The 17,211-nt window shown below is 67.3% G+C and carries 20 protein-coding genes; 13 read left to right on the forward strand and 7 right to left on the reverse strand.

Annotated features, from left to right (window positions below; genetic code table 11):
• The first annotated feature begins 10 nt into the window (after positions 1 to 10).
• The 4 genes from trpS to D2V04_RS15675 all read left to right on the forward strand — a co-directional run bounded on the left by trpS (position 11) and on the right by D2V04_RS15675 (position 2,782).
• Positions 11 to 1,027 (forward strand): tryptophan--tRNA ligase, encoded by a 1,017-nt coding sequence (gene trpS, locus D2V04_RS15660; protein ID WP_119514640.1) that lies wholly within the window; start codon positions 11 to 13, stop codon positions 1,025 to 1,027.
• 194 nt (positions 1,028 to 1,221) lie between these two features.
• Complete coding sequence (locus D2V04_RS15665) at positions 1,222 to 1,932, forward strand: DUF4136 domain-containing protein (protein ID WP_119514641.1); 711 nt, start codon at positions 1,222 to 1,224, stop codon at positions 1,930 to 1,932.
• 126 nt (positions 1,933 to 2,058) lie between these two features.
• Positions 2,059 to 2,424: a hypothetical protein gene (locus D2V04_RS15670; RefSeq protein ID WP_119514642.1), complete on the forward strand. Its 366-nt coding sequence runs from the start codon at positions 2,059 to 2,061 to the stop codon at positions 2,422 to 2,424.
• A gap of 55 nt (positions 2,425 to 2,479) precedes the next feature.
• A complete protein-coding gene (locus D2V04_RS15675; protein WP_147391850.1) occupies positions 2,480 to 2,782 on the forward strand; it encodes a hypothetical protein in 303 nt (100 codons plus the stop codon).
• A gap of 51 nt (positions 2,783 to 2,833) precedes the next feature.
• On the opposite strand, the gene dut is transcribed toward D2V04_RS15675, so the two are convergent.
• Complete coding sequence (gene dut / locus D2V04_RS15680; RefSeq protein WP_119514644.1) at positions 2,834 to 3,295, reverse strand: dUTP diphosphatase; 462 nt, start codon at positions 3,293 to 3,295, stop codon at positions 2,834 to 2,836.
• The gene (locus D2V04_RS15685) at positions 3,292 to 4,578 is read right to left on the reverse strand and encodes a bifunctional phosphopantothenoylcysteine decarboxylase/phosphopantothenate synthase (protein ID WP_119514645.1); all 1,287 of its coding nucleotides are present in this window, start codon (positions 4,576 to 4,578) and stop codon (positions 3,292 to 3,294) included. Before D2V04_RS15685 ends, dut begins: the two co-directional genes overlap by 4 nt.
• 149 nt (positions 4,579 to 4,727) lie before the next feature.
• On the opposite strand from D2V04_RS15685, the gene D2V04_RS15690 reads away from it, so the two are divergent.
• A complete protein-coding gene (locus tag D2V04_RS15690) occupies positions 4,728 to 5,111 on the forward strand; it encodes a DUF4345 family protein (protein WP_119514646.1) in 384 nt (127 codons plus the stop codon).
• A 7-nt stretch (positions 5,112 to 5,118) separates the two neighbouring features.
• Here D2V04_RS15690 and ubiB read toward each other — a convergent pair whose 3' ends face one another.
• Together ubiB and D2V04_RS15700 are read right to left on the reverse strand one after the other, a co-directional pair.
• Entirely contained in the window at positions 5,119 to 6,675 is a 1,557-nt protein-coding gene (gene ubiB / locus D2V04_RS15695; RefSeq protein WP_119514647.1) for a 2-polyprenylphenol 6-hydroxylase, read from the reverse strand.
• Positions 6,676 to 6,778: 103 nt separating this feature from the next.
• Entirely contained in the window at positions 6,779 to 7,510 is a 732-nt protein-coding gene (locus D2V04_RS15700) for a class I SAM-dependent methyltransferase (protein WP_119514648.1), read from the reverse strand.
• 55 nt (positions 7,511 to 7,565) lie between these two features.
• Between D2V04_RS15700 and mutM the strand changes: the two genes are divergently transcribed.
• The 5 genes from mutM to D2V04_RS15725 all read left to right on the forward strand — a co-directional run bounded on the left by mutM (position 7,566) and on the right by D2V04_RS15725 (position 12,114).
• A complete protein-coding gene (gene mutM, locus D2V04_RS15705; protein ID WP_119514649.1) occupies positions 7,566 to 8,381 on the forward strand; it encodes a bifunctional DNA-formamidopyrimidine glycosylase/DNA-(apurinic or apyrimidinic site) lyase in 816 nt (271 codons plus the stop codon).
• Between the two features lie 82 nt (positions 8,382 to 8,463).
• Positions 8,464 to 8,889 carry a GFA family protein gene (locus tag D2V04_RS15710; protein ID WP_119514650.1) on the forward strand — a complete coding sequence of 142 codons (426 nt, stop codon included), beginning with the start codon at positions 8,464 to 8,466 and terminating at the stop codon, positions 8,887 to 8,889.
• Between the two features lie 157 nt (positions 8,890 to 9,046).
• Complete coding sequence (gene rpsT / locus D2V04_RS15715; RefSeq protein WP_119514651.1) at positions 9,047 to 9,307, forward strand: 30S ribosomal protein S20; 261 nt, start codon at positions 9,047 to 9,049, stop codon at positions 9,305 to 9,307.
• 429 nt (positions 9,308 to 9,736) lie between these two features.
• On the forward strand, positions 9,737 to 11,203 hold the full coding sequence (gene dnaA, locus D2V04_RS15720) for a chromosomal replication initiator protein DnaA (protein WP_119514652.1): 1,467 nt from the start codon (positions 9,737 to 9,739) through the stop codon (positions 11,201 to 11,203).
• A gap of 131 nt (positions 11,204 to 11,334) precedes the next feature.
• A complete protein-coding gene (locus D2V04_RS15725) occupies positions 11,335 to 12,114 on the forward strand; it encodes a HesA/MoeB/ThiF family protein (RefSeq protein ID WP_182849791.1) in 780 nt (259 codons plus the stop codon).
• A gap of 2 nt (positions 12,115 to 12,116) precedes the next feature.
• On the opposite strand, the gene D2V04_RS15730 is transcribed toward D2V04_RS15725, so the two are convergent.
• Positions 12,117 to 12,818, reverse strand: coding sequence for an NAD-dependent deacylase (locus D2V04_RS15730; protein ID WP_119514915.1), 702 nt, complete (start codon positions 12,816 to 12,818; stop codon positions 12,117 to 12,119).
• Between the two features lie 35 nt (positions 12,819 to 12,853).
• Here D2V04_RS15730 and dapB point away from each other — a divergent pair, with 35 nt between their 5' ends.
• On the forward strand, positions 12,854 to 13,591 hold the full coding sequence (gene dapB / locus D2V04_RS15735; protein WP_119514653.1) for a 4-hydroxy-tetrahydrodipicolinate reductase: 738 nt from the start codon (positions 12,854 to 12,856) through the stop codon (positions 13,589 to 13,591).
• Positions 13,588 to 14,253 (forward strand): endonuclease III, encoded by a 666-nt coding sequence (nth, locus tag D2V04_RS15740; protein ID WP_119514654.1) that lies wholly within the window; start codon positions 13,588 to 13,590, stop codon positions 14,251 to 14,253. The genes dapB and nth overlap by 4 nt, the downstream gene beginning before the upstream one ends.
• On the opposite strand, the gene D2V04_RS15745 is transcribed toward nth, so the two are convergent.
• Positions 14,201 to 15,532, reverse strand: a complete 1,332-nt coding sequence (locus D2V04_RS15745; protein WP_119514655.1) for a dicarboxylate/amino acid:cation symporter — start codon at positions 15,530 to 15,532, stop codon at positions 14,201 to 14,203. The genes nth and D2V04_RS15745 overlap by 53 nt on opposite strands.
• A gap of 25 nt (positions 15,533 to 15,557) precedes the next feature.
• The gene (gene dapE / locus D2V04_RS15750; protein ID WP_119514656.1) at positions 15,558 to 16,685 is read right to left on the reverse strand and encodes a succinyl-diaminopimelate desuccinylase; all 1,128 of its coding nucleotides are present in this window, start codon (positions 16,683 to 16,685) and stop codon (positions 15,558 to 15,560) included.
• A gap of 53 nt (positions 16,686 to 16,738) precedes the next feature.
• On the opposite strand from dapE, the gene D2V04_RS15755 reads away from it, so the two are divergent.
• A complete protein-coding gene (locus D2V04_RS15755) occupies positions 16,739 to 17,206 on the forward strand; it encodes a cupin domain-containing protein (protein WP_119514657.1) in 468 nt (155 codons plus the stop codon).
• Positions 17,207 to 17,211 lie beyond the last annotated feature (5 nt).

Raw genomic sequence — 17,211 nt, forward strand, 5'->3', positions numbered from 1 at the left:
CAGGACCGTCATGCGCGTCGTTTCCGGCATCCAGCCCACAGGCAATCTCCACCTCGGCAACTACCTTGGGGCGATTCGCAACTGGGTGCGCATGCAGGACGAGCTGGAAGACGGCAGCGAGTGCCTGTTTTTCCTGGCCGACCTGCACGCGATCTCGATGCCGCACGACCCGGCGGAACTCCGCCGCGCGACGCTGGAGATGGCCGCCGCGCTGGTCGCCTGCGGGATCGATCCCGATCGCTCGATCCTGTTCAACCAGGCGCAGGTCCCAGCCCATGCCGAGCTGCAATGGCTACTGAACGGCACCGCCCGCATGGGCTGGCTGAACCGCATGACGCAGTTCAAGGACAAGAGCGGCAAGAACCGCGAGGGCGCCAGCGCCGCGCTGTTTACCTATCCGGTGCTGCAGGCGGCCGACGTGCTGCTCTACCAGGCGACCCATGTGCCGGTGGGCGAGGACCAGAAACAGCACCTGGAGCTCGCCCGCGACATCGCGCAGAAGTTCAACAACGACTTTGCCAGCGAAGCAACACCCGTGTTCACCTTGCCTGATCCGATCACCCCGCCCGACGCGGCGCGGATCATGAGCCTGCGCGACGGGACCGCAAAGATGAGCAAGTCCGACCCGAGCGAGATGAGCCGCATCAACCTGACCGACGATGCGGACACGATCATGAAGAAGGTCAAGAAAGCCAAGACCGACGCCGAACCGCTGCCGTCCGACGCTGCCGGACTGGGCGGACGGCCCGAGGCTTACAATCTCGTCTCGATTTACGGTGCGCTGGCCGGAACCTCGATCGACGCGGTGCTGGCCGAGTTCGGCGGACAGGGATTCGGCGCGTTCAAGCCGGCGCTGGGCGAGTTGATGGTCCAGGTGATCGCACCGATCACCGGACGGTTCCGCGCGCTGCTGGAAGACCGCGAGGCACTCGACGCGATTCTCGCCAAGGGCGCGGCCAAGGCGCGCGAGCGCGGCGCACCGACGCTCGCTGCGACCTACGAAGCACTGGGTCTCGTGCGGGGGTGACGGGAGTATCCTGCGCCCATCGAAGAACGAGATCAGCATGAGCAGACATAACTGATTTTATTGTGTTTTCTCTATGTTCTCATTCAATCCTCATTCAGCCCGCCTTCTTTACAACACGCCCTATCGATGACAGCGTAGAGCCGGCGTGAGGGACGGTCGCGCTATGCGTTACTGCTTCCTAAGGGGATGATACGATGAACACCCGCAAGAAAGGTTGGGGCCGCACCCTCAAGCTCGCCGCCGTGCCGGTGCTGCTTGCCGGCCTGGCCGCCTGCGCCACGCCGTTCAAGGCCGATGTGTCGCGCTTCCAATCGCAGTTGCCTGCGCCGCAGGGCCAGACGTTCGCCGTCGTGGCGGACGATCCGGCGCTCGCCGGCGGTCTCGAATTCGCGCGCTATGCCGACTATGTCGAGGCGGAGATGGAGCAGCTAGGCTACACTCAGGCTTCGCCCGAGAACGCCACGCTGCTGGTCCGGTTCGACTACGGCGTCGACAACGGGCGCGAGCGGATCCGCTCGACACCCGGCTTCCGCGATCCGTTCTACGACCCGTGGTACGGCTTTTCGCGCCGCCCGGTCTACGTGCGCACGCGCGATGGCTACCGCGTCGCCTACGTGCCGACCGGTTCGTGGGGCTACGGTTTCCATGATCCGTGGTTCGGCGGGCCCGATATTCGCAGCTACACCGTCTACACCAGCGGCATCGAACTGAAGATCGACCGCGCGGCGGACGGCGAGCGGCTGTTCGAAGGCACGGCCGAGGCCGTCTCGACGTCGGATCGGCTGCAATATCTCGTCCCCAATCTGGTCGACGCCATGTTCACCGATTTCCCCGGCAACTCGGGCGAGACGGTGCGCATCTCGATCAAGCCCGAGGGCGAGACGACGGTGCGCCGGATCGACTGATCCGACCGCACACCAAGCGATCACCAAGGGGGCGGACCTGCGCGAGCGGGTCCGCCCTTTTTGTTGGGCGCCGCGCGCGCCCATCTTGCCGCTCCGACCTTGAGCGCTACATCCGGCGCTGAAACCATGATCTTGTCACCGAACCTCCTTGCGATTCGCACGCTTGCGGCCCTCCTGCTGGCGATCATCGGCCTTCAGGCCGTGCCTTCGCACCCGGTCGGTATCGACCGGCATCATGGCTCCGCCTTCGATATTTCCTCGGTCGACGTCACGATCCCGGCCGCGCTGCGCACGGCGAGCGGAGGCGAGGTCGAGCGGTTCGAACCGCCGGTGCCGCCTCCGCCGGTTCCTGCGATACGCGCCGCCTCTCCAGCGGCCGCACCAACGGCGGTTTATGCACGAGTCAGGTTGCCGGCATCGACCGGTCCGCCGTCACCGGCTCGCGAGCTCACCAGCCTTTCGCTGGCGCCGCGCGCGCCGCCTTTCGCCTGACTGTTCCCGCCTCGGCCGCGCGCCGACGACGACAACGAACTATTCCAGGTGAATCATGACAATGCAGACCAGCCGGGCCGCTTCGCCCGGCGACGACCGGCGCGCGCAGGCCGAAGCCCTGCTCGCGCGCTATCCCGACCTCTCGCAGAGCGAGATCGACGACCTCCGCCGCTGGTTCGGCAAAGAGGCGACAGCGCTCGAAACCGCGATGCTCGCCGGCGACGAACACCTCGGCGGCCCCTACCAGCAGTTCCGCAAGGACCATCTCGACCGCCTGTCCGCGCTCGAGAAGGGTATCGCCGGCGCGGTGGGCGCCCTGCTGATCGGAGGGCTCGCGGCCCTGGCAATCATGCTCTGACCACCGGGCGGAGCGGCCCCATAGCGAGCCGCTCCGCCCGACTGACCCGAATCATGCGAGCTGCGCGTGCCCGCCGGTGGATCCAAAACCGCCCGCCCCGCGCGCGGTTTCGTCGAGGTCCGCGACTTCCTCCCACGCCGCTCGCGTCACCGGCGCGAGCACGAGCTGTGCCACCCGGTCGCCGCGCGCAATCGCGAAGGGTTCAGCGCCGTGGTTGATCAAAATCACCTTGAGCTCGCCGCGATAATCCGAGTCGATCGTTCCCGGCGCATTGGGCGCGCTGATCCCGTGCTTGAGCGCGAGGCCCGACCGCGGACGGACCTGAATCTCGTAACCCGCTGGAATGGCCACCGCGAGGCCGGTCGCCACCGCATGCCGTGCGCCGGGCGCGATCGTCACGTCCTCGGCAGACAGCACATCCATGCCCGCTGCGCCTTCGGTGGCGTAACGCGGAAGATCGAGCCCCTCGCCATGCGGCAGGCGCTTGACCCGGACGGGTATCGCATCAGTCATTCGTCTTTCGGCTCCAATTCTCTCGCGATCCGCTCGACCAGCGCGCGCGCGACCGCGCTCTTCGGCATCTGCTCGAGCGTTTCCACACCCCCGGCCGTAATCACATGCACCGCATTGCTCTCGCCGCCCATCACGCTGTCTTCTCTCGGGCCGGAGACATCGTTGGCGACGATCCAGTCGGCCCCCTTGCGTTCGCGCTTCGCCTTGGCGTTCGCGATCACGTTCTCGGTTTCCGCTGCGAAACCGATCAGCAGACGCGGACGTTGGCGGGCGACGGCGAGACCGGCGAGGATGTCGGGGTTTTCGGCAAGAAGCAGCGCCGGCGGGGCAGTGCCGCGCTTCTTCATCTTCTGTGCGGCGAAGTCCTTGCTGCGCCAGTCGGCAACAGCAGCCACCATCACGGCCACATCGGCAGGCAACGCGCCGTTCACCGCATCGGCCATCTCGCGCGCCGATTCGACGTCGATCCGCTCCACGCCGGACGGTGTTTCGAGCGTGACCGGCCCCGCGATCAGCGTCACCCGAGCCCCTGCCGCGGCCGCCGCGGCGGCGATCGCGAAGCCCTGCTTCCCGCTCGACCGGTTGGCGATGTAGCGCACCGGATCGATCGGCTCGTGCGTCGGTCCGGCGGTGACGAGCACATGGCGGCCGTAGAGCGGGCGATGCGCCGGCTCCGCATCGAAGTCGGGTTGACCGGAAAGCGGATCGGCCTCAAGCGGTGCGACGAGTGCGAGCCGCGCGGCGATTGCCGTCCAGATCGTCTCCGGCTCGGGCAGGCGGCCCGGTCCATATTCGCCGCAAGCCATCGGCCCTTCATCGGGCTCCATCACCTCGACACCCGATTCCCGCAGCCATGCGATATTGCGCTGCGTCGCCGCGTGCTGCCACATGCGCACATTCATCGCGGGCACCGCAAGGACCGGTTTGTCGGTCGCAAGGAGCAGCGTGGTCGCGAGATCGTCGGCCAAGCCGGCGGTCATCTTCGCCAGCAGATCCGCCGTCGCCGGACACACGACCACCAGATCCGCCTCGCGGCTGAGCTGGATGTGGCCCATCTCGGCCTCATCCTTGAGATCCCATAATGTGGTGTAGACGGGATTTTCCGACAGCGCCGCCAAAGTCATCGGGGTAACGAACTGCTGCCCGCCTTCGGTGATCACGCAAGTGACCGATCCGCCCGCCTTGCGGATCAACCGCACCAGCTCGCACGCCTTGTAGGCCGCGATGCCGCCGCCGACGATGAGCAGAATGCGGGGAGCGCCCGAGCGGCTGTCAACGGTCATGGTTGATCGTCCCCGTTTTCACTGCGCGCGAGCCTAGCCCGGCGCGCCGCCGCGTGCCAGCCCTGCCGGGCGATGTAAAGATTCGGCTGGCCGTGCACCCGTCCCCGCCTGTAGACCGGTCGGGACGCAGAAATGGAGGAGGGGGACCGATGCGGATCATACTGACGGCGCTCATTTTCGTAGGCGGGCTGTTCTTTTTGGTGACCGGGATGGGCTTCCTGGCCGATCCGGTGAATTCGGGCGAGACGTTCGGCCTGCGCGCGATCGACGCCGACGGCCTGGCGACGATGCGCGCGGACATGACCGCGTTCTTCGTCATCGCCGCGATATGCATGCTGGTCGGCGCCTGGCGCCGCAACGGCGACATCCTGCTGGTCCCTGCCGGCCTGTTCGGTATCGCGCTGGTGGGCCGATTCGTCAGCATCGCGGCGGACGGGACCGAGCCCGGTTTCTGGATGCCGATGGTGATCGAGGCCGTCACCGTGATCGTGCTCCTCGTCGCCAGCCGCGTCCTGCCGCACCCGACGACCTGAGCGGCGCTCAGCCGATCCAGTCGAGCAACGTGGCCGCCGCCACCGCGCCGCCGCCGATCAGCCCGGCGAGAAGGTAGCCCGGCCAGTCGCGCCGTTTCCGATTGCGGCGCTGCCACATCAGCTCGATCTTCGGCAACGGCGGCGGCTCCGGTGCGCCGCCGCGGGGCGGGAACTTCTCTTCCAGGCGCCGGATCAGCGCCGGGATGCGCAGCAGGGTCTCGGTATCCTCGCGCAGGCGACCGGCGAGCGCCGCCTCGGGGCCGAGCTCGTCACGGATCCAGCTTCGCACGTACGGCGCCGATACGTCCCACATGTTGATCTCTGGATCGAGCTGGGTCGCGATCCCCTCCACCATGACCATGGTCTTCTGCAGCAGTAGCAGGTGCGGCTGGGTCTGCATGTCAAAGTCGCGGGTGATCGCGAACAGACCGTCGAGCATCTGGCCGACCGACAACTCGCTCACCGGCTTGCCGCGCATCGGCTCGCCGACCGCGCGCAGGGCGGTCGCGAACTCGTCCACCGAATGGTAGCTCGGGACGTACTGCGCCTCGAAATGGATCTCGGCCACGCGGCGGTAATTGCCGGTGGTGAGGCCGTAGAGGATTTCGGCCAGCCATTGCCGCGCCTGGCGGTCGATCCGGCCCATGATGCCGAAGTCGATCGCAACGATGGTTCCGTCGGCCTGCACGAACAGGTTTCCCTGGTGCATGTCGGCGTGGAAGAACCCGGCGCTGATCGCCTGGCGCAGAAACGCGAGCACCAGCCGCCGCGCCAGCTCGGGCAGGTCGTGTCCGGCGGCGACGAGCGCCTCGCGGTCCGAAATCTTGATGCCGTCGATCCATTCGATCGTCATCACCCGGCCATTGGTCCGGTCCCAGTCGATCGAGGGGATGCAGTACCGCTCGACCCCGCGCATGGCGTCCGCCAGTTCGCTGGCCGAGGCCGCCTCGCGCCGCAGGTCGAGCTCGCGATTGGTCCAGCGTTTGAAGTTGGCGATCGTCAGCCGTGGGCGCAGCCGCGCGGCCTCGCCGCCCAGTGCCTCGAGATGCGCCGCCGCCCATTCGTAGGTCGCGATGTCGCGCGCGAAGCGCTCGCGAATGCCCGGCCGCAGCACCTTGATCGCGACTTGCCGCCCGTCGGTCGTCACCGCGCGGTGCACCTGTGCGATCGAGGCCGCGCCGACGGGGACCGAATCTATTTCAGCGAACAGCGTATCGACCGGCTGGCCGAAGCTTGCCTCAATCGCCCGCTCGATCTCCGGATAGGCGACCGGCGGCAGGCTGTCCTGCAGCGACAGCAGGTTGCGCGCCGCGTCTTCGCCGACCAGGTCGGGCCGGGTCGCGAGCGACTGGCCGAGCTTGATCGCCGCCGGGCCGATCTCCTGGAACGCGCCGGCATAGTCGGGCTGCGCCGGCTGAAACGTGCCAAAGCGCGCGATCCGCGCGAGCCGCTTCACCGGACCCGGCGTGTTGGGGTCGCGTTCGATCCCGCGCAGCGCCCCGTGCCGCGCGAGCGTGCGGCCCCACTTGAGCAGGCGGAAGATGTGCGTAGCGGGCTGGGTCATTCGCTCTCCCGTCCCGCTTGTGGGAGCCGCTGGGGATGGGCCTCGCGGCCCATGCCCACCCCTAACCCCTCCCGCAAGCGGGAGGGGGATTGCAAGGCGATGCTCACACCTTCCATCCCGAATGGATCGCCACGAGCCCGCCCATGATCGGCTCGACGCGCGTGTTCGAGAAGCCCGCCTGGCGGATCATCCCCTCGAACTCGGGCATCGGCGGGAAGCGGCGGATCGATTCGACGAGATAGCGATAGCTCGCCTCATCCCCCGCGATCGCCTTGCCGATCTGCGGCACGAGCTTGTGCGAATAGAGGTCGTAGATTTCCTTGAAGCCCGGCCATTCGGTGGTCGAGAACTCCAGGCAGAAGAAGCGCCCGCCGTGCTTGAGCACCCGGTGCGCCTCGGCCAGCGCCTTGTCGATCCGGGTCACGTTGCGGATGCCGAAGGCGATCGTATAGGCGTCGAACATGCGGCGCGGATAGCCGAGTTCCTCGGCGTTCTGGCACGACCAGGTAAGGCCGGTAATCCCCCGCTCGACCGCACGCTCGACCCCGACGTCGAGCATATCCTGGTTGATGTCCGCCACCGTCACTTCGGCCCCGCGCGCGGCCATGCGGAAGGCGATGTCTCCGGTACCCCCGGCCATGTCGAGGATCGCCTCGCCCGGCTGCGGCTTCACCCGGCGGACGAAGCGGTCCTTCCATAGCCGGTGGAGCCCGCCCGACATGGCGTCGTTCATCACGTCGTACTTCGCCGCGACATTGGAGAATACCGCGCCCACGCGCTCGGTCTTCTCTTCGGGAGCCACGTCCTCGTAGCCGAATGAAACCTTCTCGCTCATGCGCCGGGCCTTAGGAGGAATTGCCGCCCCGGCAAAGGGTGTTAGACGGCGAGGCATGCCCGAGCTCCCAGAAGTCGAAACCACCGTACGCGGCCTCGCCCGCTTCCTTGAAGGGAAACGCCTGGTTCGTGCCCGTGTGAACCGGCCCGACATGCGCCGGCCCTTCCCGCCCGGCCTGGTGCAGATGCTGACGGGCGCCCGCGTGACCGGGCTCGGGCGGCGGGCAAAGTTCGGGCTGATCCATACGGACCGCGGGCAGACGCTGGTGTTCCACCTCGGCATGAGCGGGCGCTGGCGGATCGATCCAGCGACGGACGACCGGCACGACCACCTCGTCATCGAGACCGAGGAGCACCGCTTCGCGCTATGCGACCCGCGGCGGTTCGGCTGGGTCGATCTCGTGCCGACCGAGAGCCTCGACGCGTGGCCCTCGTTTGCGGGCATGGGGCCCGAGCCGCTGGGCGACGATCTCACCGTCGCGCATCTCCACACTGCGCTGAAAGGCCGCAAGCAGGCGATCAAACTCCTCCTGCTCGACCAGCGGATCGTCGCCGGGCTCGGCAACATCTACGTCTGCGAGGCCTTGTTCCGCGCGCGGATCGATCCGCGCAAGGCAGGCGGCAGCGTCTCGCGCGCGGCGCTCGCGCGGCTGGTTCCCGCGATCCGCGAAGTGCTGGAGCAATCGATCGCCGACGGCGGCTCAACCTTACGCGACTACGCGCGGCCCGACGGCGAGCTCGGCTATTTCGCGACACGCTTCGACGTGTACGGCCGGGAAGGTGAGCCCTGCCGGCGCGATGACGGTGGCACGATCCGCCGCGTCGCGCAGGGTGGGCGCAGCACCTGGTTCTGCCCGCGCTGCCAGCGGTGAGCGGCGGCGTCACAGCTCCAGATGGGGCCGGGTCGACCACCTCGTCCTTGCGGATCGCAAGGCAAAGGTTCAATCCCGCGTCATGATCCGGGAAGCGCGATGCCACTGCGGAAAGATGACGCTCCGTTGCAGCGGCGAACCTTCCAAGGTCTCTCTCTGTCACTGCTTCGATTGCCAGCGGCGGACCGGCTCGCTGTTCAGCGTGGCCGCCTTCTATCCGCGGGCGAGCGTGGAGCTCAGGACCGGTCAGGCGGCAGCCTTTCGCCGTCCGTCCGCCAGCGGCCAAGACGTGACGTTTCACTTCTGCCCGGAATGCGGCTCGAATCTCTGGTGGGAAGCCGATCGCCTTCCGGACCTCGTGGGCGTGGCGGCGGGGTCGTTCGCCGATCCCGATTTCCCGAGGCCGGAGCAGGCCGTCTGGACCGAAGAGAAGCATCACTGGCTGCCGCTTCCGGCCGACCTGCCTTCTCATGCACGGAATCCCGTCCGGCCTATCCCACCTGAATAGCGGGCGGCACTCCCGCCGCCGCCTCACCGCTCGCCGTGCTTGACGATTCGGCCCCCCGCCGCTAAGGCGCGCGCTTTCCGGCGGGCATGCCGCCGTTTTCTGCAGGTTTACGAACGAAATCCGGCCGTTCGCAAGACGGCCCGAGACAAGGACGAACATGGCCAATACGCCGCAAGCCAAGAAGCGCATCCGTCGCAACGCCAACCGCGCCGAGATCAACGGTGCGCGCATCAGCCGCATCCGCAGCTTCCTGAAGAAGGTCGAAACTGCGATCGCCGGCGGCGACAAGACGGCCGCTGCCGAAGCGCTCAAGACCGCGCAGCCCGAGCTCGCTCGCGGCGTCGCACGCGGTGTGCTTCACAAGAACACCGCAGCGCGCAAGATGTCGCGCCTCTCCAAGCGAGTCGCGGCGCTCTGATTCGCGGGCCCCTGATCGGGGCCACAGCAACATTGAAATGCCGAACGGGCCGGCGCGAGGAGCGCTGGCCCGTTTCGTTTTGCCACCCTTCGTCCGACGCGATTTGAGAAAAGCGAGGAAGTTCCGCGATTCGCATCGCACGGTATGGGATTTCCTCATACAAACAACGACTTGAACGGGCGGCTGCGGGGTTGCGACGAGTCAATATCCTTTATTTCAGTTTTTTTGCAGGCAGGCCCCTTGCGACTCAAGCGAAGCGCTTCTTAAAAGGTTCACAGCACGAGGCGGGACGGCTGGTGCTCCTGAAAATTGGACGGTCGCGTTCGGTCTGGAATCCCCGATTCCGGGCAGGACGGAGCTGTGCGTGCCGTCTGTGGGGTTCATGAGGGTGTCCGGGGGCAGACCGGGCGCGATGGGAGCGGTTCGAAAATGAAAAGCAGGAACGGCGAAGCACGCGCGGCACTGGGCAAAGGGCAAGAGGAATCGATGGAAGATCTGGAAGCGGTAAACCTGGCTGCGGATTGGGCGGACATCAGCCAGGGCCTGCGAAAGGATCTGGGGCATCAGCTCCACAGCCAGTGGATCAAACCGATCCAGCTCGGTGGGTTCTGCAAGGAAACCGGCACGCTGGAGCTCTATCTGCCGACCGAGTTCTCGGCGAACTGGGTGCAGGACCGCTTCGTCGACCGGCTCTCGCTCGCCTGGAAGATCGCACGCAGCGAAGTGCGCAACGTGCGCGTCTCGGTCCATCCGGGCCGCCGCAAGCTGCCCGAACTGAGCCTGGCCGGCGACGGACGCCGTCCGGCCAACGATGCCGATTCCTCGATGATCGCGGTCGCCGCCGGCACGATCGGCGAACAGGGCTTCACCTCCTCGGTGGGTCTCGATCCCTCGCTGACCTTCGCGGCTTTCGTCACCGGCGAATCGAACGTACTCGCCTGCAACGCGGCGCAGCGCATGGCCGCGACCGAGACGCCGCAGTTCTCGCCGCTCTACCTCAAGGCCGCGACCGGGCAGGGCAAGACGCACCTGCTGCACGCGATCGGCCACGCCTATCTCGCGAGCCACCCGCGCGCGCGGATCTTCTACTGCAGTGCCGAGCGTTTCATGGTCGAATTCGTCCAGGCGCTGAAGCAGAACCAGATGATCGAGTTCAAGGCGCGCCTGCGCAGCTTCGACCTGCTGCTGGTCGACGACATCCAGTTCATCATCGGCAAGGCCAGCGCGCAGGAGGAATTGCTCTACACGATCGACGCACTGCTGGCCGAAGGCAAACGACTGGTCTTCGCCGCCGACCGCGCCCCGCAGGCGCTCGACGGAGTGGAACCGCGGCTGCTCAGCCGCCTGTCGATGGGCCTCGTCGCCGACATCGCCGCGGCCGACATCGAGCTGCGCCGCTCAATCCTCGAATCGAAGCTGACCCGGTTCGCGCCGCTTTCCGTGCCCGAGGACGTGATCGACTTCCTCGCCCGCACGATCACGCGCAACGTGCGCGAGCTCGTCGGCGGGCTGAACAAGCTGATCGCCTATGCCCAGCTCACGGGCCAGGAAGTCTCGCTCCAGCTCGCCGAAGAGCAGCTGACCGATATCCTCTCGGCCAACCGCCGCCGGATCACGATCGACGAAATCCAGCGCACGGTGTGCCAGTTCTACCGCATCGATCGCGCGGAAATGTCGAGCAAGCGCCGCGCGCGAGCCGTCGTCCGCCCGCGGCAGGTCGCGATGTATCTCTCCAAGGTGCTGACCCCGCGCTCCTACCCCGAGATCGGGCGCAAGTTCGGTGGGCGCGACCATTCGACCGTGATCCACGCGGTGCGCCTGATCGAGGACCTGCGCCAGCGCGACGCCGACATGGACGGCGACGTGCGCAGCCTGCTGCGGCAGCTCGAGAGCTGATTGCCTGATCCGAGCTCCCCCGCGCAGGCGGGGGCCTCGGCCCTCTTGGTCATCCGTGAGTTGAGGTCCCCGCCTCCGTGGGAACTCACAGGATATCGACACTCCGCGCACAGCCTGCCAACAGCGTGTCCATGGCCCTGCCCCCAGACCGCATCGACCGCTTCGCGCGCCATATCGTCCTGCCCGAGATTGGCGGCGCGGGGCAGGTGGCGCTTGCCGTAGCACATGTCGCGCTGGTCGGGCTGGGCGGAATCGGCAGCCCGGCGCTGCAATACCTCGCCGGCGCCGGCGTGGGGCGATTCACGCTGATCGACGACGGACGGGTCGAGCTCTCCAACCTCCAGCGTCAGACGATCTATTCCGAACGGGACGTGGGGCACGGCAAGGCAGTGTCGGCGCGGCGCTGGCTGGCGAACTTCGACGGCGAGATCGCGGTCGAGCTGGTCGACCGGCGCCTGACTCGCGACAATGCCGGGGACGCGATCGCGGGCGCGGACCTGGTGCTCGACGGGACCGACAACTTCGCGACCCGCCTCGCGGTGTCGGACGCCTGCGTTGCGTCCGGCATCCCGCTCCTCTCGGCCGCCGTCGGTCGCTTTCAGGGCCAGGTCGGCGCCTTTGCGGGGCACTTGCCGGACGAGGCCTGCTACCGCTGCTTCGTCGGCGACGCCTTCGATGCCGACGATTGCGATACCTGCGCCGAGGACGGCATGCTCGGCGCCATGTCGGGCTGGACCGGCACCTTCGCCGCGATGCACGCGATCCGCGTCCTCCTCTCCGGCAAGGCGGCGTTCGGCGACCCCCAATGGGGCCGTGTCCACCTGCTCGACGGCCTCAAGGCCGAAATGCGCAGCTTCCACATCGCGAAGGACCCCGCCTGCCGCGCGTGTGGGTCGAACGTAACCGGTTGATCCTACCGCTCTAGTATCTCGTTCACCCAAGCCGGTACCAGCGCGCTTGCGGGGCCGAGCCGCGATTCGTGGAACCAGGCAGAGCCTTGGCTTCGGTCGAGATTGAGCTCTAGCGTCCGTACGCCGAGGTCGCGGGCGTCGCGCACGAGGCCGGCGGCGGGATAGACCGCGCCCGAGGTGCCGATCGAGACAAACAGATCGGCCTGCCGCAGCGCGGCGTAGATGCGCTCCATCTCGTAGGGCATCTCACCGAACCAGACGACGTCGGGTCGCAGCGCTCGCTCGCCGCAGCCGGGGCAGGGCGGGCGGTCGATCAGCGGCGCCGTCCAGCGCGAACGCACATCGCAGGCCGTGCACCAGGCGTTGAGATGCGTGCCGTGCATGTGCAGCACCCGCCGAGCGCCCCCGCGTTCGTGCAGATCGTCGACGTTCTGCGTGACGATCAGAAATTCGCCGAGCCATTCGCGGTCGAGCCGCCCAAGCGCCTCGTGCGCGGGGTTCGGCTGCTTTTCCTGAATCGCGGCACGACGCATATCGTAGAAGCGCAGCACGAGATCGGGGTCGCGCGCGAACGCCTCGGGCGTAGCGACATCCTCGACCCGGTGCTGTTCCCACAGCCCGCCGGCGTCACGGAAGGTGTCGATGCCGCTTTCGGCACTCACACCCGCGCCGGTGAGGATGACGATGTTGCGAATGTCTGCCATGGCCGCCATGAAGCATGGCCAATCGGGGAAGCGCAATGGCACGCATCGGCATCATCGGCAGCGAGGGACGGATGGGACAGGCGCTTGCCCGCGCGGTTGCCGACGCGGGGCACGAGTACGCCGGCGGCGTCGACCGCGGGGGCGACCCGGCTGCGCTGGCCGACCGGAGCGACGTGCTGGTCGACTTCTCGGCCCCGGTCGCACTCGAAGGGAATGTCCACGCGGCGATCGGCGCCGGCATTCCGATCGTTATCGGCACCACAGGGCTCGAGGAACGCCACCACACCGCGATCGACAATGTCGCGCGCGCCATTGCCGTTCTGCAAACCGGCAACACCTCGCTGGGCGTGACCGTGCTCGCACAGCTCGTGCGCGAGGCCGCGGCGCGGCTCGGGCCTGACTGGGACATCGAGATCGTCGAGATGCACCACCGGCGCAAGGTCGACGCCCCGTCGGGCACCGCGCTGCTGCTAGGCGAAGCGGCGGCGCAGGGGCGCGGGATCGAGCTCGCTACCAACCGCGAGAGCGGGCGCGACGGCCACACCGGCGAGCGCCAACCCGGCGCTATCGGCTTTGCCGCCTTGCGCGGCGGCACGGTTGCGGGCGAGCACAGCGTGATCCTGGCCGGCGAGGAGGAGCGCCTCGTCCTCTCGCATGGCGCCGAGAACCGGATGATCTTCGCGCGCGGCGCAGTCAGGGCCGCCGAATGGCTGATCGGCCGCGCCCCGGGGCGCTACACGATGGACGACGTGCTCGACCCCGCCGCGCGATGACCAAGGACGAGATATTCGAGTTCTTCCGCCGCCTGGCGGAAGACAACCCGGCGCCCGAGACCGAGCTCGAATACGGCAATGCCTATCAGCTCGTCGTCGCGGTCGCACTGTCGGCGCAGGCAACCGACGTCGGCGTCAACAAGGCGACGCGCAAGCTCTTCGCCGAAGTCGAGACGCCCGAGCAGATGATCGCCCTGGGTGAAGAGGGGCTGAAGGAGCACATCAAGACGATCGGCTTGTTCAACTCGAAGGCCAAGAACGTCATCGCGCTCTCGCAGATGCTGATCGACGAGTTCGGCGGCGAAGTGCCTGACACCCGCGACGCGCTCGTCAAGCTCCCCGGCGTCGGCCGCAAGACCGCGAACGTCGTGCTCAACTGCTGGTTCGGGCAGGAGACCTTCGCGGTCGACACGCATATCTTCCGCGTCGGCAACCGCACCGGCCTGGCCCGGGGCAAGACGCCCGAGCAAGTCGAGGCGAAGCTGGAAAAGCGCGTTCCCCAGCCCTTCCGCCTGCACGCGCACCACTGGCTGATCCTGCACGGCCGCTACATCTGCAAGGCACGCGTGCCCGAATGCTGGCGCTGCCCTGTCGTCGATCTGTGCGCCTTCAAGCAGAAGGTGCTTCAACCTCCGGCAAGTCGGGCGAAAGCGCCGAAATAGTCTGCGCCGCGACGAGGTCGCCGACCACGTTGAGCGTCGTTCGGCACATGTCGAGGAAGCGGTCGACGCCGAGGATCAGGCCGATGCCCGCGGGGTCGACGCCCACGCCGGCGAGGATCAGCGCGATCACCGGCAGCGAGCCGCCCGGTACGCCCGCGGTGCCGATACCGGCGAGAATGCAGATCAGCATGACGAAGGCCTGATCCATCAGCGACAGATCGACCCCGAAGAACTGGGCGAGGAACAGCACGGTCACCCCTTCGAACATGGCGGTACCGTTCTGGTTGGCGGTCGCGCCGATGGTCAGCACGAAGCGTGCGATGCGGCGGGGCAGGCCCAGTTCTGCATCGGCTACACGCAGGGCGGTCGGCAGCGTTGCATTCGAGCTGGCGGTGGAGAATGCCATGACGCTCGCCTCGCGGGTCTCGCTGAAGAAGGCGACCGGGCTCTTCCTGGCGACGAACTTCAGGATCGCGGGGAAGACCCCGAACATCTGGATGCCGAGCGCCAGGAGCACGACGCCCACAAACGCAGCGAGCTTGAACAGCAGGTCCCAACCGAACTGCGCGGTCAGGTTGAACATGAAGCAGAAGATCGCGATCGGCGCGAGCTGGATGACGAAGCCGATTAGCTTCATCGCCACTTCGAACACGCCCTCGATCGCATCCTTGAGCGTCTCGGTCCGCCGCGTCTGGACCAGCAGCAGGCCGATACCGAAGAACAGCGCGAAGAACATCACCGCGAGAATGTCGTTGGACGACATCGCGGCGATGACGTTGCTCGGCACGATGGCGATAACCTGGTTGACGCCCGCCTGACTCTCGGCGCTCGCGCGGACGATGCTGGAGGCTCCCTCCGCACCCTCGGCCAGCAGTTCGGCGGCCGCCGCCGGGTCGATTCCCTCGCCCGGCTTGATCAGATTGACCAGCGTGATCGAGATTGCCACCGCGATCGACGACACGACCACCGTGTAGAGCAAGGTCCTGAGGCCCACCTTCCCCAGCGACTTGACCTCGCCCATCTCCGCGATCCCGACCACCAGCGCGCTGAACAGCAGCGGGATGACCAGCATGAACAGCAGGCGGAGGAATATCTGCCCGATCGGATTGGTGACGTACGTCACGATCGTTTCGATCCATGCCGCGTCGCGCGCGAAGGTATAGGCGAGGAGGCCGGCGACGAGGCCGCCCACGAACCCGATTAGGATCCGCCATTGCAGCTTGCCGTGTCCCGTCGGTGCGGCGCCTGCGGCGATCTCCGCTGCGTCCTGGCTTGCCATCTCTCGCTTCCCCTCCGGTATCGTCTTATCGTTTGCCCAGCGCCGCTGCGGCGATGCGCGCATAGATGCGGCCTAGCGCATCGAGGTCCGCCAGCGCCACCGCCTCGTCGCGCTTGTGCATGGTCGCGTTGCATAGCCCGAACTCGATGACCGGACATACGGCGCGCAGAAACCGCGCATCGGACGTTCCTCCGCTGGTCGAGGCTTCGGGCACGAGGCCGGTCTCGGCCTCGACCGCATCGGCGATCATCTGCGAGAATTCGCCCGGCGGCGTCAGGAACGGCTCGCCGGAAATGATCGGAAGCGCGGTTCCGCCGTGCTTTGCGGCGATCGCGCCGACTTTCTCGGACAGCGATGCGCCCGTGTGCCGGTCGTTGAAGCGGATCGAGATGCGCGCAGTGGCCTTGGCCGGAATCACGTTATGCGCCGGGTTGCCGACGTCGAGATCGGTAATCTCCAGGTTCGACGGCTGGAACCACTCGGTCCCCTCGTCGAGCACCAGCGCGTCGAGTTCCGCCAGGATAGCTACCAGCTTGGGGATCGGATTGTCGGCATTGTGCGGATAGGCGACGTGGCCCTGGGTGCCTTCGACCTCGAGCCAGATATTCACCGAGCCGCGGCGCCCGATCTTCATCATGTCGCCGAGCCGGTGGACGCTGGTCGGCTCCCCCACGAGGCACAAGTCGGGCCGATGGCCGTGCTCCCGCATGAAGTCGATCAGCGCGCGGGTGCCGTGGACAGCCGGACCTTCCTCGTCGCCGGTGACGATGAAGCTGATCGTCCCCGCATCGCGCGGAACTTCGGCCACGGCGGCGATCATCGCCGCGATCGCCCCCTTCATGTCGACCGCGCCGCGGCCGTAGAGCAGCTCGCCGCGGCGCTCGGGCGCGAATGGCGCGCTGGTCCAGCCGTCTCCGGGAGGGACGACGTCGACATGGCCGGCGAACGCGAAGTGCTTCGAGCCTTCGGGCCCGCGCCGGATCGCGAACAGATTCTCGACCGGCCCGTCCGGCGCCTCACCGCACGCGAAGCGGTGAACCTCGAAGCCGAGCGGCGACAGCATAGCCTCCAGTACGTCGAACACTTCGCCGGTCGCCGGAGTCACGCTCGGCGCGGCGATCAGCTTTTCGGCAAACAGGCTGGCGTCGGTCATCGCGCGGGGGTTAGACGAGCAATTCGCCGCTTACCACCCATCGGAGTCGCTCCATGCCCAAGCTCGATCTCGACAGCCTCCCGCAGACCAACGCCACCGGCTACCCTGCGCCCTACGATCGCGAGGTGGAGGGCCGCTGGTACCGCCGCCTCGCACCCGAAGGGGGGCTTACCGAAATGGGTGCGAGCCATGTCGTGCTGAAGCCGGGCGGATGGTCGTCGCAGCGCCACTGGCACGGCGGACAGGACGAGTTGCTGGTGATGATCGCGGGCGAGGCGGTGCTGGTCGAAAACGGCGGCGAAACGGTGCTCCGCGCCGGCGACGTTGCCGCATGGCCGAAAGGTGTGCGCGAGGGGCACCACTTGCAGAACCGCAGCGGAAGCGACTGCGTGTTCGTCGCGATCAGCGCGGGCGACAGCTCGACCGATTACGGCGAGTACCCCGATATCGACATGAAGTTCGGACCCGACGGCTATCTCCACAAGGATGGCACGCCCTATCCGACGAAGCGGATACCCTAGGCGCC

The organism is Pelagerythrobacter aerophilus (genome assembly GCF_003581645.1).
GTDB classification, from domain to species: Bacteria; Pseudomonadota; Alphaproteobacteria; order Sphingomonadales; family Sphingomonadaceae; genus Pelagerythrobacter; species Pelagerythrobacter aerophilus.